Genomic DNA, 16,154 nt, shown 5'->3' with positions numbered 1-16,154 from the left:
AAAATTAATCTTGTCATTACGAGGAAGTATGACGAAGTAATCTTACAGTTAGATTACTTCATTTTATTCTAATTGACACCTTTATTTTAAATATGAAAATAATTTGTATTGGGCGTAATTACGCCAAGCATATCGAAGAATTAGCAAATGAGAAACCAGAAAGTCCTGTTGTTTTTTTAAAGCCAGATTCAGCAATTCTTCCAAAGAAAATGCCTTTTTTTATTCCGCCTTTTTCTAATGATATTCATTATGAGGTGGAGGTTTTGGTGAAAATTAATAAAGTAGGGAAACATATTTCTTCGAAATTCGCAAACAAATATTATGACGAAATAGGATTGGGAATCGATTTTACAGCACGTGATGTGCAAGCAAAATGTAAAGAAAAAGGATTGCCTTGGGAAAAAGCAAAAGCTTTTGATGGTAGTGCCGTTATTGGCGCATTTTACCCGAAGAAAGATTTAGATTTAACTAATATTTCTTTTCAATTGCATAAGAACGAAGTAGTGGTTCAGGATGGGAATACCGAATCAATGCTATGGAAAATAGATGAGTTGATTAGTTATGTGTCACAATATTTTACCTTAAAAAAAGGAGATGTTATTTTTACGGGTACTCCAGCAGGAGTTGGCGCGGTAAAAGAAAATGACATTTTAACAGGTGTTATTGAAGGTAAACAAGCTTTTGAAATTAAAATAAAATAATTATGAATCCCGCTTTTGCGGGATTCTTTTTTAATAAGCATATGAACGCAGAAATAATTACAATAGGAGATGAGATTCTTATAGGTCAAATTGTAGATACAAATTCACAATGGATTGGGAAGGAATTAAACAAAATAGGCGTTTCAGTATATCAAATAACTTCTATTCAAGATGAAAAACAACATATCTTAAATGCTTTAAAAGAAGCAGAAAGTAGGGCGGATATCGTAATTATAACAGGAGGTCTTGGTCCTACAAAAGATGATATTACTAAAAAAACAATTGCCGAATATTTTAAAGATGATGAGGTTGTTGAGTATCAGGAAGTAATTGAACATATAAAAAGTTTATTCAAAAAAATAAAGCATCCTTTTAATGAAGTTCAAAGATACCAGGCACAGTTACCGTCTAAGGCAACTTTATTAATGAATTATTTCGGTACCGCGCCAGGTATGTGGTTTTATGAAAATAACACTGTTTTTGTTTCATTGCCAGGTGTGCCTTATGAGATGAAAGGATTAATTACAAATGCGGTATTGCCTAAAATTCAAAAAAAATTTAAATTACCATTTATATCACACACAATAATAATGACGGTTGGTGTTGGTGAAAGTGTTATTGCCGAAAGAATTGAAGCGTGGGAAAATAACTTACCAACACACATTAAATTAGCGTATTTGCCATCGTTTGGTAAAGTAAGATTGCGAATTTCAGCAAAAGGAGTTGATAAAGAATTTATAGAAAAAGAAGTCGCAAAAAGTGTTTTTGAGATAAGTGCCTTAATTTCTGATGTTATTGTTGGTTATGATGAAGAGGCGTCTGTAGAAAGTAGTGTAGGTGGTTTGTTAAAGAAATTTAATAAAACGATAAGTGTTGCTGAGAGTTTAACAGGTGGTAGAATAGGAGCTGATTTAGTTTCTGTGGCAGGATCTTCTGCTTATTTTAAAGGAGGTTTTATTACATATACAGCGGCATTAAAAGAGCAATTACTAGGAGTGTCAATGCAATTAATTGAAGAATTTACAGTTGTAAGTAAAGAGGTTGCTAAAGAAATGGCAATTGGTTGTTTAGAGCAGTTAAAAACTGATTATGCCATTGCAGTAACAGGAAACGCTGGGCCTACTACTGATAATAACAATAAGAATGTAGGGTTGGTTTATATTGCTATTGCCGAAAAAAATAATGTAGAAGTATATGAGTTTGATTTTGGGCAACCGCGAGAGAAAGTAATTAATAGAACAGTTACAAAAGCATTAGAGTTGTTGCGAGAAAATATTTTAAAATACAATTAAAACGTTGTTTTTAAGTGTTTTGCTGTTTGTAAAGAGCTCTTTCTGTAGAAGTCTTTAAATATTTAATAATATAAGTTATATTTATTAAAATAATTTGTAAATTTGCCGACTGTTACGATTCCGATGGGCTAGATGCTTAGCTTCAGTTAGAATATATAGAAAAATAATAAGAATTTGAATGAGTTTTTTTTGCGCAATCAATATAAATGCGTAAATTTGCACCTCGTTTAGAAATAATACTAAAAACTGTCAAGAAGATGTCTAGAGTTTGTGAACTTACAGGAAAAAAAGCTATGGTTGGGAACAATGTTTCTCATGCATTAAATAGAACTAAAAGAAAATTTAACGCTAATTTAATGACTAAGCGTTTTTATATACCAGAAGAAGGTAAATGGATTACTTTAAAAGTATCTGCTTCTGCATTAAAAAATATTAATAAAAAGGGAATCTCTGCAGTAATTAAAGATGCTAGAGTAAACGGTTTCTTAACTAAGTAATTCCTTACTAGATAAAATTTTACAGAGATGGCAAAAAAAGGAAACAGAGTTCAGGTTATTTTAGAATGTACTGAACACAAAGCAACTGGTAAACCAGGAACTTCACGTTATATTACTACAAAGAACAAAAAGAACACTCCAGATAGAATGGAATTAAAGAAATTTAATTCTATCTTAAAGAAGATGACAGTTCATAAAGAAATTAAATAATTAAAAGTTTTTTTAAACTTTAAATAACCCATATAACATGGCAAAGAAATCAGTAGCATCGTTACAAACAGGCGCAAAAAGGTTAACTAAAGCAATTAAAATGGTAAAGTCTCCAAAAACAGGAGCTTATACATTTGTTGGAGCTATTATGGATCCTTCAAAAGTAGATAGTTTTATCGCTAAAAATTAATACTTTTATTACAAAATAAACAAAAGCTACTTTCATTAGAGAGTAGCTTTTTTTTTGTGCTAAAAAACTGTATTTTTGAGCGTTACCCTTCGGGTCAGGCTTTTGGCAGTCGCTCTCTGCGAGGAGCTTCAACAATGCCGCAATCCTTAACGCGAAAGTAATCGTATAATGACAATTTGACTATATAATAAGTTTGGTATAGTTTTTAACCTATATAAACGATTATAAAATTTAACTATGAGTTTTTTTAAGAAAATCTTCTCAAAAGAGAAAAAAGAAACATTAGACAAAGGATTAGAGAAAACAAAATCTAGTTTTTTCTCTAAACTATCTAAAGCTGTTGCCGGAAAAACAACAGTAGATGATGATGTTTTAGATAATTTAGAAGAAGTATTAGTCTCTTCTGATGTTGGTGTAGATACTACGTTAAAAATTATCAAAAGAATTGAAACTAGGGTTGCTAAAGATAAATACGTAGGAACAGAAGAGTTAAATCAGATTTTAAGAGAAGAAATTGCAGGTTTACTTTCTGAGACAAACACAAAAGACGATACTGAATTTACAGTTCCAGCAAACACAAAGCCATATGTAATAATGGTGGTGGGAGTAAACGGAGCAGGTAAAACAACTACGATTGGTAAATTAGCATCTCAGTTTAAAAAACAAGGATTAAAAGTTGTTCTTGGAGCAGCAGATACGTTTAGAGCGGCAGCAATAGATCAATTACAGGTTTGGGCAGATAGAACAGGTGTTCCTATAATTCGTCAAGAAATGGGTTCTGATCCTGCTTCTGTAGCGTTTGATACGGTTAAGTCAGGCGTAAATCAAAATGCCGATGTAATTATTATAGATACTGCAGGTCGATTACACAATAAAGTTAATTTAATGAACGAGTTAACGAAGATTAAACGTGTAATGCAAAAGGTAATTTCAGATGCACCACACGATGTGTTACTGGTTTTAGACGGTTCTACAGGTCAGAATGCTTTCGAGCAAGCAAAGCAGTTTACCAAAGCAACAGAAGTTACTTCTTTGGCAGTTACCAAATTAGACGGAACAGCAAAAGGAGGCGTTGTAATTGGTATTTCAGATCAATTTAAAATACCCGTAAAATATATCGGAGTAGGAGAAGGAATAGACGATTTACAAGTGTTTAATAAATACGAGTTTGTAGATTCTTTTTTTAAATAGAAAACAGCATTAAGAAAATTTAAAACGCCACTATATAGTGGCGTTTTTTTGTGGAGTATGTTTTTGAAGTATCGCTAGTATAAGAATAGTAGCGGATTAAAAGGAGCCGATTTTTCGGTGAAATAAAGACCTTACTTATATTTACTTATTTTCGATTTAGCGATAAACGCTATTTCTTTACACATTGTTGTAAACTGACTTTATACGTTCTGATTGGTTTTTCGAAATTTTAGTAATAGTTAGGAATTGTGCATTGGCGAGACATACTCTTTTGTGATTTTTGGTTTAGCGTTGGCTTAATTCATAATTTCTAATATTTTAACGAACTTATCTAATCCACCAATTTTAACAGTATCTCCAACAGATTTCCCATTTAAGGCAACACCTAATGGTGTTTTAATATTTATTTTCTGAATACGATTAGATGTTTCAACTTTAGACACAATTTGGTCAACTAAATGAACTTTCAAATCTTTGTTAATATTCAAATAATTTACTTTCACTTTACTATTAACAGTAATAGTTTCTTTAAATAATGTTGTTTGAACTTCCTCTTTTTTACTTACAGCTTGTATCGTTTGTTTTAAATCCTTTTTAAGATGTTGAGAAACTTTAGAAAGTTCATTTTCGACTATTGAGATGTTATCCGTAAACGCTAATCCTGTTTTTGATTTATCTTCAAAAATTGATGGACTACTGTTTTCGATACTTCTTATAAATTCGACTAGTTTCTTTGTTTCCTTTTGTGGGTTTCTCCACCAATTTGTACTCCATATTCTGTGAAACACAAAACCGTGTCCTTCAAGAATCTTTTGTCTGTGACTATCGTGTAAATATGCTTCTTGACTAGAATGATAAGAAGCTCCATCGCATTCTATTGCGATTTTTGGAAGTCCAATATGCTTTGTGTCGTAAACCATATCAATTCTAAACCCAGCAAATTGAAGTTGAGGAATTATATTTTTTTCGTCAAAATGTTCGGTTAGAGCTTCATAAACTTCCTCCTCAAAAGGTGATTCGAGGTCTTCATTTAAGTTGTCGATTGTAGTGCTTTTTGTAGAATTTTCTGCAAGTGTATTTAAAACAGAAATTCTTGCTTCATTGTCTTGTTCACTAACAGCTTTTGAGTATGCTAAATAGGCATATAAAGCTCCTCTTCGGTTGTTTGAACCTTCATTGATTAAATGCTCTTTATAATTTAAAAATACATCTTCTGGAATGGAAGAACATACATATACTTTGTATTTTGCTCTTGTAACAATAACATTTAAAAGTTTGTATCCTTTTTGATGATTTATTGAACCAAATCTTTGGGCAAACTTGCCTTCCTTGTTTATACCATAAGTAGTTGAGAGGATGATAACATCTCTTTCATCTCCTTGAATGTTCTCTAAATTTTTTACAAAAAATCCGTTTTCTTCGAGTTCAACTATTTTGTCATTAAAATCTCTATATTTTTCAAATTTTCTTCTTTCATTAATCTTTCCTAAAATTAGATTCCTTTGATTGATGTTGAAAGTTGCTACTCCAACTGTTGGATATTCTCCGTTTGGAAGTCTTGAAATATTGTTATCTATAATAGACAGTATTGTTTCAGCTTCTGCGTCATTGGAAGTGTCAGAATATGTGCCATTTACGGAAACATAATTTATTGGAATGTAATCAAAACTGTTTGGAAGTGGTTTTAATCTTTGATTATAAAAGGCATAGTTCGAATAATCAATAAGGTAAGGATGTCTTGAACGATAATGAAAATCTAAATGTTTTTTCTCAAAACCTAATTCGGATGCAAAATCAAGAAGTGATTCACAATCTGAAAGAGAATTACTTATATCATTTTTAATTTTATCAATTTCATCTTTAAACTCATCTTCATCATCAATTGTTCCATCAAATACTTTGCTGAAATAATTTGAAGGAGGCATTTGGTGTTCATCTCCTGCAATGATAATCTGTTTCCCTTTTAAAAGTGCTGGTAAATTATCCTCTAATTATAATTGACTAGCTTCATCAAACATAACAATATCAAAATATTGATTTTTGCCTTTAAACAGATTACTCGCAACGTCTGGTGTTGTAAGAATTATTGGAAAAAAAGTTGTGAATAAATCCATATCCAACTTTACTATTTCTCGTAAGGATAATCGTTTATGTCTTTTACCTGCTCTTTTATTGTATAGATTTTCGACAGCTAAATTTGGATTCTTATTGTTAAAATCTCTGGTAGCATCTATTTGTTTTGAAAACCAATATTCTCTAATATATTTAATCTGTTCTTTTTCAAGTTCAGACAAAGATTTTCCTAATTCAATATGGTCGTTATCATTTGTTGGTAAATCTGTATTCGCAGAATTTACAAGCATAGAATTAAGATAGAATATTAAAAATGTTTTTCTCCAATTTATTTTTTCCTTTAATTGGTCAATGATTAGTTTATTATCTACTGATAATGAATTGTAAAATTGAAACCACTTAAATTCAATTGAAAAAAGGTCATTTTCATTTGCGAAAAATTGTTCTTTTGAATCTAAGAAAGTCTGAATTTGAGAACTTAACACGTTGTGAGAATCTCCATTCACTTCTTTGTTAGTCCAATTTTGTTCTTCTATTTTAGTTTTTAAATTACTGAAATTTGTTTTTATTGTTTGTAGTAGTTCTGTGTCAAATTCCTTTTCAGTTGATTTAAGTAAGTTTAAGGATTTGTACTCATTTTCTATTTTCGACTGTAATTCTTTATCAATTCTCTCAATAATTAATTTGTAGTTTTTAAGAGTATCTTGATTTCCTTTAATTGATTTAGAAAAATTAATACTTTCAAAGTCTTTACTGTGATTAGTTTTTAATGAATAATCTTCAAAAAGTGTATTTATTGTTTGTTGGTCAGTAAGTGTAGTTTTCTTTTCTTTTGAGAAGATAGAAATAGTTTTAAATAAAAATCCATTTGTTTTTTCTTCATCAAAAAAGTCGTTGTTTGCTTTGTGTTTCGCTAGGATATTTAGGATAGAATTTTCAATATCACTTATTGAAGTTTTTTGCAATTTAAATTGTTCATTTCTAATTTTATAATATTCTACCTCATAGCTTGAAATGTCATCTAATATGATTTTCAACTCTTTTTTATAGATTGAAAAATCTTCTTCAATCTGTTGTTCTATAATAAATGGATTGTCTCCAACTAATTTTGCAGGGTTAATAAAAGAAAGGTTTAAATGAGGTTTAAACTCGTCATATAAATTTTGTCCTTTCCTAATTAGTTCTAATAACTGATTTAGTTCAGATGATTCATAACTGAATGTGTCTTTTGCTAAATCAAGATTGTATTCTTCTGAATTGTCTTTTAATTCTGATAATAGTGAGCCGACAATATGAGTCCAATTTTTATTACCGACTAAATTCGCTCCTAATTTTTTGTGTTTCTTATTTATTGAATCAATTAAGTTTTTTGACTTTTCAATTATGTTGTCTAAAGTTTCTTTAGAGTGAGTATATCTATATCTGCGATATGAGGAATTATCAACTCTATCTCTTACAGAATCAACTGCGACTCTTCTGTCTTTAACAATATCTTTTAAAAGTACACATTGATAATTAAGACCCTTTTCATTTAGGGCATTGTGCAACACTTCTAAAGCTGTCCGTTTTTCACAGACAACAATTGTCTTTTTTTGATTCTCTAGAGCATTTACTAAAATCGCTGTAAGCGATTGACTTTTTCCTGTTCCTGGTGGTCCTTGAATTAAAATGTTTCGAGAAGCTTTTAAAGAATGTAAAATCCCTTGTTGTGATGGGTCAGTTTCGACTGATGATATTGGTTGAAACGTATGTTCTTCCATATCTTCAAGGTCAATTGTAGCACCTTTTAATTCTAGTAAATTCGAATAATCGTGAATAATATTTTGCTTCTGAACCTCAAAAATTGAAAAAAGTCCGCCAAAGTCTATAAATGAATTATTAGATGTTAATGGTAGTTTTTCGTAATATTTCTTTTCTGGAATAGATTTTATTTCTTTCAGTTTTTTCTCAAATGTTTCACGAAGGTCATCTGGAATTGAGCTATTTATGGATTCAATGATATTTACACAAATATCTAAAAGTTCACTTTTATCAATTAAGCCGTCATCTAAAAAATCCGTTGAAATTTGGTTAATCTCAATTTTGGAATCATTTTGTAAATGATTTATTAAAACCTCATTGATATAAATTGGATCGTCTTCTGTTCGTAGTATTTCCCAAGTATTAAATTCTTTTGTTCTTCTAATTCTTAATGACCAAATTAAAATTGGTGCAACAGTTAATTTGTTGTCTGATTGGTCACGTCTTACAAGTATTGGAAAACCAAAACCAAATGTGTTTATTCCTTTTTCTGATTCTATTGCATCTGTTTGATTGATAAGATTTTCAAAAGACTTTGTAATTTTTACTAATTGCGTTTGGTCATCTTCAAAAAGTGAATTCAAATCGGGAACATTATCTTTCCAACTAATTTTAAATTTTAAAGGTAATTCGGTTAATAATGCATTAATAAAATTTGTGGGAAGGTTTTCGTCAATGTGAGATAATCGTGTTAGGTCAAACTTGTATCTTGAACGAGCGGGAATTGCATTTAAATGTACTCCTCTTCGGCTACCAACTTTTAGTCGGTTTTGTAATTCAATCAGTAGCTTTTCGGTTATCTCCATGTTTTTAGGTTGTCTTTGAGAGGTTTAAAATACGTTCTTTTTTTTTTATTCAATTTACGGTTTTTATCATTTCGTTCGAGCGTTGGTAAAAAACAGCTCTTTTGTTTTCTTTCTGCGCTGGCTCGTGTGCAAACAAAAAAATCAAATGTGTTCTTTGAGTTGATGGTTTTCTGCTTGTTTACATTTTTTTCAGTAATTTATGCTCAACGTTAGCTAAGCTATCAAAAAAGGCATAAGAATCAAACTAAAGAAGTAAGTGTGTAAAAAAAATAAGATTACCCTAAATTTTTATAATAAAAGGCACAATAAAGTAGCAGAAGTAATTTTATCGTAATTACCAAATTAGATGGAACAGCAAAATGAGGCGATGTAATTGGTGTTTCAAATCAATTTAAAATATCTGTAATCTATATCGGATTAGGTGAAGGAATAGACGATTTACAAGCATCTAATAAATACGAGTTTATAGATTCTTTATGCTTTACAAGTAAAGCTTCGCTAGCGGTTTGTTGTGTAATAAACTGCTATAAACGTTGGGTGAATTAGCGAGGAGTTTTCGTAAGTGATTTATAATCGATTAATTAATTACTTAAGTTATTACTAAATTTTTTTAAGCAGACGAGTGAAATTTTGATATGTTAACTGGTTTCAGAAATTCCGTATTTATCAGAGTATACTTTTGTGAATTGAGCACCGAATAATAAAATAAGACTTGTGTAAGAAACCCATAGCATTACTAATATTACTGAGCCTGCTGCGCCATAAGTAGAGCCTGGTTCGGCTTTTGCAAAATAAAAAGATAATGCATATTTTCCTAACACAAACAATATAGCTGTTAATGCAGCGCCAGATTTTACAGCTTTCCATCTTACTCTAGATGATGGTAAAAACTTAAACATAGCAGCAAAAAGAAAATAAATAAAACTTAATGAAATTAGCGCATCAAATATATAAGCGAGTTCTAAAAAGCCATCTGGTAGCAATTTATTTATACGTTCCGAAAATGCAGAAAGTCCGGAGGTTAGAACAAGACTTATTAATAATAGAAAACCAAAAATTAAAATAAAACCAAAACTTTTTAATCTTCCAATTAATGTAGCCAATACACCGTTAGTATATGAAGGTTTAAAATTCCATATTTTATCTAGCGCATTTTGTAATTGGTAAAAAACGCCGGTAGCTCCGTATAGTAAAGTACCAATTCCTAATGTATTAGCTATTAAAGATGTTGATTTATCTCCTTTATCTGTCATCATTTCTTGTATAAAGTTAGCGGTATCTACACCGAAAGCAATAGACATTTCAGCGGTAAGCCTACCTTGAACTATTTCTCTTCCCCAAATACTTCCAACTAAATCTATTATTAAAATAAGTAATGCAGGTAATGAAAGGATAGAATAGTAAGCTAAAATGGCACTCAAATTAAAAGGATCTTTAGCTATCCAAAGATTAAAAGTTTCTAAAAATATGTTGGATAAATCCTTGATTTTAAATTTCAATGGTAAAATATTTAATTTTTGTAATTATGCACATTAAGAACATTTTGCTTAAATGTTTGGTAACTTTTTAAGAATACAAAATCATTTTAATGATTAATATTAAAGGTTAACGAAGCTATCAAAAAAAGGCATAATAATCAAACAAAAGTAGTAAGTGTGTAAAATATTTAAAATGTATCTTTGCACTCTAAATTTTTATAGTACAATGCGCACAAAATCACCAAAGCAAAACAAAATTAACGTAGTTACCTTAGGCTGTTCTAAAAACATTTACGACAGTGAAATTTTAATGGGTCAATTAAAAGCCAATGGTAAAAACGTAGTTCATGAAGATCCGGAAGATGATGGTAATATTGTTGTAATTAATACTTGTGGTTTTATAGGTAAGGCCAAAGAAGAAAGTATTGATACTATTTTGCATTATGCACAGCGTAAAGAAGCAGGAGAAATAGATAAAGTATTTGTTTCTGGTTGTTTAAGTGAGCGTTATAAGCCAGATTTAGAAGCTGAAATTAAAAACGTAGATCAGTATTTTGGTACACACGAATTACCAGAATTATTAAAAGTTTTAGAAGCAGATTATAAGCACGAGTTGATTGGTGAACGTTTAACAACAACACCAAAACATTATGCGTATTTAAAAATTGCTGAAGGTTGTGATCGCCCATGTTCTTTCTGTGCAATTCCTTTAATGAGAGGAAAACATAAATCGACACCAATTGAAGATATTATTATCGAAGCTACAAAGTTAGCTAAGAAAGGAATTAAAGAGTTGATGTTAATTGCACAAGATTTAACCTATTACGGATTAGATATTTATAAAAAACGTGCTTTAGCTGATTTATTAAAAGAATTGGTAAAGGTAGACGGAATAGAATGGATTCGTTTGCATTATGCATTTCCTACTGGTTTTCCGATGGATGTATTAGAGGTGATGAAAAACGAACCTAAGGTTTGTAACTATTTAGACATTCCGTTGCAGCATATAAACACCGAGATTTTAAAATCGATGAAGCGTGGTACAACCCACGAAAAAACAACATCGTTGATTCATAAGTTTAGAGAAGCGGTGCCAAATATGGCAATACGTACTACTTTAATTGTTGGATATCCGGGAGAAACTGAAGAGCAGTTTCAGGAATTAAAAGATTGGGTTGAAGAAATGCGTTTTGAGAGAATGGGAGCTTTTGAGTATTCTCATGAAGAAAATACTGGTGCTTTTGTTTTAGAAGATGATGTTCCTGCGGATGTAAAGTTCCGTCGTGTAAACGAAATTATGGAAGTACAATCTCAAATTTCTTGGGAGTTAAATCAGCAAAAAATCGGAAAAACTTTCCGTTGTTTATTTGATAGAAAAGACGGAGAGTATTTTTACGGTCGTACAGAATTTGATTCGCCAGATGTAGATAACGATGTAATTGTAGATGCTACGAAACATTATATAAAACTAGGTGAATTTATAGATATTGAAATTGATGAAGCTGGTGATTTTGACTTGTACGGAACTCCGTTAGTGAAGCAAGAAAAGCCAACGAGCTTAAATCAAAAAAGAAAATAATTAAGAATTCAAAATCCTGCTTTTAGCGGGATTTTTTAGATATAAACGTCATGCTGAATTTATTTCAGCATCGCATAAAACTAAGAACTACGGCAAATGAGGATGTTAAACTGAAATAAATTCAGTTTAACGGATTCGGTTTTTAGCTTTAGTGATAAAAGGTTTTTAAATGAAATTTAAACAATCTCTAATAAACTTATTTTTAAAATATAAATCCTGCTTTTAGCGAGATTTTTTCTGCTTTAAATTCTATAATTTAGCCTTATGAAAAAAGCATATTTTAATTGGAGTTCAGGAAAAGATTCGGCATTTGCATTGTATAAAGTATTACAGCAAAAAGAATATCATATCGAAAAGTTGATAACGAATGTAAACGAAGATTATCAACGTGTTTCTATGCACGGACTTCATGAAAATTTATTAGAAGCACAAGCTAAAAGTATTGGCATTCCTTTAGAGAAAATATACTTTCCTGCGGATGTAACGATGGATTTGTATAATGAGAAAATGCTAGAAAAAACTGCTGAGTTAAAATCATTAGGATTAAATTATGCTGTTTTTGGAGATATATTCTTAGAAGATTTAAGAAAATACAGAGATACAAAATTACAAGAAGTTGGTATTACAGGCGTGTATCCGTTATGGAAGCAAGACACGAAAGAATTATTGAGAGCATTTTTAGCACTCGGTTTTAAAACGATAACTGTTTGTGTAAATGCTAAAAAACTAGGAGAAGAATTTGTTGGTAGAATCATTGATGAAGATTTTATAAACGAATTACCAGATGATGTTGATGTTTGTGGTGAAAACGGTGAGTTTCATACTTTTTGTTTTGACGGACCAATTTTTAGTAAACCAATTGAATTTGAAATAGGTGAGAAGTTACTAAAATCGTACACTTTAAATAAAGATGATTCTCAGAACTGTCATAAAGGCACATCAGAGAAAGTTAAAAATTACGATACTAGTTTTTGGTATTGCGATTTAATTTTAAAAGAATAAGCGCTTTTTAGATGTAAACGTTATGCTGAATTTATTTTAGCATCGCATAAAACTAAGAACGACGGCAAATTAGGGTGTGAAACTGAAATAAATTCAGTTTGACGGATTCGGTTTTTTAGTGATAAAAGGTTTTTAAACGAAATTTACACAAGCTATAATTTTTTTAAAGTTTTATCATAGGTTTTTAGCCCCGATTGAAGCATTTGTTTGAGCTCTTTTTTTGATTTTTTCTTCAAAAAAAAGCGAGTGCGTAAAGCGGGAAATAGCTTCAAATAAATTATATAAATCTAGTGCTTATTTTGTTTTAAAAGAGCGCTGTTATAAATTCTAAAACCGCTGTTGCTGGCGTGTTTTCGTAACACGTTTTGCAGTTGTTGTACATAAATAAGCAATCTATTAAATCGGTAAGCATGTGTAGTAAAAGGCCGATAGCAATTATGCGGTATGGTTTTTTAAAGAACAATAAAATTACGTAGCCAATCATGGCGAGATAGGAGTGAAAAAGATGAAAGCCGAAGCTGCATCTGTTTGGTTGAAATATTGGCGTAGATAATAAATGATCTAAATCTACCAACATGGTTGCTATTAAAATTAAGTAGATTCTTTTCCAATTACTTTTAAAAAATAAAAAAGCAATTATAAGCGGAAACCCAAAGTGTAAGAAGTAATGAATAAATACTTGCATTCTAATTAAAGTTAAGCAACTACTCTTTCTAACGCTAAAAAATGAGTGGTTCCTGTTTTAGAAAACAACGGAAAAACATTCAACTCACATTTGTAAGTAGATTTGTCTTTTCTGTAATTAACAATAACTTCTTTAAAAGGTTTATTGGCTAATATTTTTTTGCGAATGCTACTTTTTGTAGCTTCAGATGTTTCTTCGCCTTGTAAAAAGTTAGCAGTTTTATGCAAAGCATATTCCTTGTTATAACCTGTCATTTTTTTAAAGCCATCGCTAACCCAAATTATTTTCTTGCTGGTGTTTGTTATTACTAGAGATTCGTATGAATTATCATTTAAAATTTCAGCAATTTCATTTTTCCAGTTAAAATTATTTGCAAGTACTTCAAGGCTGTTTATATCTTCTTTGGTTTTGTTATCGAAAAAAAAATCGTGTATTCCCCAACTTAATAAATTAATGTTTTGTTTTGGTGATGGCTTTATTAGCGTCTTAGTTTCTGTATATTTTTCTTCGCTTAAAGAAGATAAATACACATCTAAGCACAGCATGTCTAACAAATTATTTTTCATAGAAGTATAAGTTAAAAGTTGATTTATATTGTAAAAGTAAGGAATTAAAACTTTTCAAAAACACCTAACCCGAATAAAGCGAAATCATATTTTACAGGATCGTCTTTATCAAAACTACGTAAAGTAATATCTAACTCTGTTAAAGCTTTCCAATCGTTTTGTTTTCTGGTTAGTATATTTAATTTACGAGCAACATTACCAGAATGTACGTCTAACGGACAATGTAAATGGGCAGGAGAATGTGTTTTCCAAATGCCTAAATCTACACCAGTATTATCGTTACGAACCATCCAACGTAAAAACATGTTTATACGTTTAGATGCAGAGCCTTTTAAAGGGTCAGAAACATGCTTTAATGTTCTTTGTTGATGTTTTATTTCAAAAAAAACTTGTTTGAAATAATGAATAGCTAGTTGATAATTATCCTGGTTTTTAGTTGCTAAAACAACTTCTAAACCGTTATAATTCTGGTAAATATTTTTAAGTGATTTAATAAAGAATCTAAAATCATCAGCATTAAAAGTACGATGAACAAATCCGTCAAAATTTACTAAGTCATCTTCGGTATGGTTCATTACAAAGTCATAGGGTGAATTGCCTAGTAACTCAACCATTCTTAATGAATTTTTGATAATCATTTTACGATTGCCCCAAGCTATTGTAGCTGCTAAAAACCCTGCAATTTCAATATCTTCTTTTAAAGTAAATTGATGCGGAATTTGAATAGGATCGCTCTCAATAAAATCAGGATTGTTATATTTTATAACTTTTTCATCAAGAAACTCTTTAAGTTCGTTTTTTTTCATTTTATACTAAATCAGTAGCAAAAGTAATTAAAACAAAAAAGGCATTGTAACTAGCATGTAAAAGAATACTCCAAATTAATCCGAAACGGACTCTAATAAAACCTAAATAACCACCTAAAATAATTTGTGGAGCTACTAAAATTGGCGCTAATAAAAGTACATTTGTTGTTGTTTCGAAATTAGATAAATGGATGAATCCAAAAATTAAAGCAAAGGCATAAAAAACTATTTTAAAATAGTTTTTGTTTCGGAATAATGTAATTGGAGCTCTAAATAATAATTCTTCCAGTAAAGGAGCAGCAATTACAGTAATGGCAAAAAGAGCTATTTTAGGCATGCTTTTCATTAACTCTTCCATTGCGTGGGTATTCATGTCAACTAAACCTAAATGTTCTATTAAAGCAAATAAAGGTGTTAAAGCTGCACCTGTAAGTATGCTGATAATAAGTAAATGCAAGAATTTTTTAAATCGATAAGAATTATCTTGATTTGTATCTTTTTCTAATACTGGGTTTTTTAAGTATCCAATTAATTCTTTAAATGTATCTTTCATGATAAACTTTATTTACTTGTTAGTAGTAAAAAAGATTAGTTTGTTACATTAGTCAACAATAACTCCATCTTTCATGGTTAAAGTACGATCGGCCATTTTAGCCAATTCTTTGTTATGGGTAACCAATACAAATGTTTGTCCGAATTTATCTCGTAACTCAAAAAATAAATTATGTAGATTTTCTGCAGAAGTAGAATCTAAATTACCAGAAGGCTCATCAGCAAAAATAACTGAAGGCTCATTAATTAAAGCTCTAGCAACTGCTACACGTTGTTGCTCACCGCCAGAAAGTTCGTTTGGTTTGTGATTTTCTCTATGTGATAACCCTAAGAAAGATAATAATTCTTTAGCTCTTTTTTCGGTAGCTATTTTAGATTTTCCACTAATAAAAGCAGGAATACAAACGTTTTCTAAAGCTGTAAATTCAGGTAATAATTGATGAAATTGAAAAATAAAACCAATGTGCTTGTTTCTAAAAGACGAAACTTCTTTATCACTTAAACCTTTTATAGCACTATTGTTAACCAATAATTCATAGTTTTCATTTTCTTGCGGTTTATCTAAAGTTCCTAAAATTTGAAGTAATGTAGTTTTTCCTGCTCCCGAAGGACCAACAATAGCTACAATTTCTCCTTTTTTAATATGAAGATTAACACCTTTTAAAATTTCAACTTCTCCATAATGTTTATGGATGTTTTTAGCAATAATCATAGTTATATATTCAA

General features: G+C 30.3%; 16 protein-coding genes and 1 pseudogene. 9 read left to right on the top strand and 8 right to left on the bottom strand.

The window, feature by feature from the left end; genetic code table 11:
- Positions 1 to 92: 92 nt before the first annotated feature.
- The 6 genes from AC28QF_RS08330 to ftsY all read left to right on the top strand — a co-directional run bounded on the left by AC28QF_RS08330 (position 93) and on the right by ftsY (position 4,081).
- Positions 93 to 701: a fumarylacetoacetate hydrolase family protein gene (locus AC28QF_RS08330; RefSeq protein ID WP_488201324.1), complete on the top strand. Its 609-nt coding sequence runs from the start codon at positions 93 to 95 to the stop codon at positions 699 to 701.
- A 41-nt stretch (positions 702 to 742) separates the two neighbouring features.
- Positions 743 to 1,993, top strand: coding sequence for a competence/damage-inducible protein A (locus tag AC28QF_RS08325; RefSeq protein WP_488201488.1), 1,251 nt, complete (start codon positions 743 to 745; stop codon positions 1,991 to 1,993).
- A 257-nt stretch (positions 1,994 to 2,250) separates the two neighbouring features.
- On the top strand, positions 2,251 to 2,490 hold the full coding sequence (rpmB, locus tag AC28QF_RS08320) for a 50S ribosomal protein L28 (RefSeq protein WP_488201489.1): 240 nt from the start codon (positions 2,251 to 2,253) through the stop codon (positions 2,488 to 2,490).
- A 27-nt stretch (positions 2,491 to 2,517) separates the two neighbouring features.
- Positions 2,518 to 2,700, top strand: coding sequence for a 50S ribosomal protein L33 (rpmG, locus tag AC28QF_RS08315; protein WP_028887391.1), 183 nt, complete (start codon positions 2,518 to 2,520; stop codon positions 2,698 to 2,700).
- Positions 2,701 to 2,737: 37 nt separating this feature from the next.
- Positions 2,738 to 2,890, top strand: a complete 153-nt coding sequence (locus tag AC28QF_RS08310) for a DUF4295 domain-containing protein (RefSeq protein WP_488201325.1) — start codon at positions 2,738 to 2,740, stop codon at positions 2,888 to 2,890.
- A 237-nt stretch (positions 2,891 to 3,127) separates the two neighbouring features.
- Positions 3,128 to 4,081, top strand: coding sequence for a signal recognition particle-docking protein FtsY (gene ftsY, locus AC28QF_RS08305; RefSeq protein ID WP_488201326.1), 954 nt, complete (start codon positions 3,128 to 3,130; stop codon positions 4,079 to 4,081).
- 296 nt (positions 4,082 to 4,377) lie between these two features.
- Here the strand turns inward: ftsY and AC28QF_RS08300 are convergent, their stop codons facing one another.
- Together AC28QF_RS08300 and AC28QF_RS08295 are read right to left on the bottom strand one after the other, a co-directional pair.
- The gene (locus AC28QF_RS08300) at positions 4,378 to 6,006 is read right to left on the bottom strand and encodes an AAA domain-containing protein (protein WP_488201327.1); all 1,629 of its coding nucleotides are present in this window, start codon (positions 6,004 to 6,006) and stop codon (positions 4,378 to 4,380) included.
- Positions 6,007 to 6,072: 66 nt separating this feature from the next.
- Positions 6,073 to 8,760, bottom strand: coding sequence for an AAA domain-containing protein (locus tag AC28QF_RS08295; RefSeq protein ID WP_488201328.1), 2,688 nt, complete (start codon positions 8,758 to 8,760; stop codon positions 6,073 to 6,075).
- Between the two features lie 327 nt (positions 8,761 to 9,087).
- Between AC28QF_RS08295 and AC28QF_RS08290 the strand changes: the two are divergent.
- Positions 9,088 to 9,306, top strand: a pseudogene (locus tag AC28QF_RS08290) (hypothetical protein); the annotation flags it as partial.
- A 92-nt stretch (positions 9,307 to 9,398) separates the two neighbouring features.
- Here AC28QF_RS08290 and AC28QF_RS08285 read toward each other — a convergent pair.
- Positions 9,399 to 10,259 (bottom strand): YihY/virulence factor BrkB family protein, encoded by an 861-nt coding sequence (locus tag AC28QF_RS08285; protein WP_488201329.1) that lies wholly within the window; start codon positions 10,257 to 10,259, stop codon positions 9,399 to 9,401.
- Between the two features lie 205 nt (positions 10,260 to 10,464).
- Between AC28QF_RS08285 and rimO the strand changes: the two genes are divergently transcribed.
- Both rimO and AC28QF_RS08275 read left to right on the top strand, forming a co-directional pair.
- Positions 10,465 to 11,817: a 30S ribosomal protein S12 methylthiotransferase RimO gene (gene rimO / locus AC28QF_RS08280; RefSeq protein WP_488201330.1), complete on the top strand. Its 1,353-nt coding sequence runs from the start codon at positions 10,465 to 10,467 to the stop codon at positions 11,815 to 11,817.
- 264 nt (positions 11,818 to 12,081) lie between these two features.
- Positions 12,082 to 12,819 carry a Dph6-related ATP pyrophosphatase gene (locus AC28QF_RS08275; protein WP_488201331.1) on the top strand — a complete coding sequence of 246 codons (738 nt, stop codon included), beginning with the start codon at positions 12,082 to 12,084 and terminating at the stop codon, positions 12,817 to 12,819.
- A 304-nt stretch (positions 12,820 to 13,123) separates the two neighbouring features.
- Here the strand turns inward: AC28QF_RS08275 and AC28QF_RS08270 are convergent, their stop codons facing one another.
- The 5 genes from AC28QF_RS08270 to AC28QF_RS08250 are packed head-to-tail and all read right to left on the bottom strand — an operon-like array spanning position 13,124 to position 16,140.
- On the bottom strand, positions 13,124 to 13,504 hold the full coding sequence (locus AC28QF_RS08270; RefSeq protein WP_488201332.1) for a DUF6122 family protein: 381 nt from the start codon (positions 13,502 to 13,504) through the stop codon (positions 13,124 to 13,126).
- A gap of 11 nt (positions 13,505 to 13,515) precedes the next feature.
- Positions 13,516 to 14,070: a PAS domain-containing protein gene (locus AC28QF_RS08265; protein ID WP_488201333.1), complete on the bottom strand. Its 555-nt coding sequence runs from the start codon at positions 14,068 to 14,070 to the stop codon at positions 13,516 to 13,518.
- A gap of 44 nt (positions 14,071 to 14,114) precedes the next feature.
- The gene (locus AC28QF_RS08260) at positions 14,115 to 14,876 is read right to left on the bottom strand and encodes a TIGR02757 family protein (protein ID WP_488201334.1); all 762 of its coding nucleotides are present in this window, start codon (positions 14,874 to 14,876) and stop codon (positions 14,115 to 14,117) included.
- 1 nt (position 14,877) lies between these two features.
- Positions 14,878 to 15,429: a CPBP family intramembrane glutamic endopeptidase gene (locus AC28QF_RS08255; protein ID WP_488201335.1), complete on the bottom strand. Its 552-nt coding sequence runs from the start codon at positions 15,427 to 15,429 to the stop codon at positions 14,878 to 14,880.
- 48 nt (positions 15,430 to 15,477) lie between these two features.
- Entirely contained in the window at positions 15,478 to 16,140 is a 663-nt protein-coding gene (locus AC28QF_RS08250) for an ABC transporter ATP-binding protein (protein WP_488201336.1), read from the bottom strand.
- Between the last annotated feature and the right edge of the window lie 14 nt (positions 16,141 to 16,154).

The sequence above is a fragment of the Tenacibaculum sp. M1.3A genome (assembly GCF_057732375.1).
Note: the sequence above shows the minus strand (reverse complement) of the source record. Positions and strands in the feature narration are given on the sequence as shown.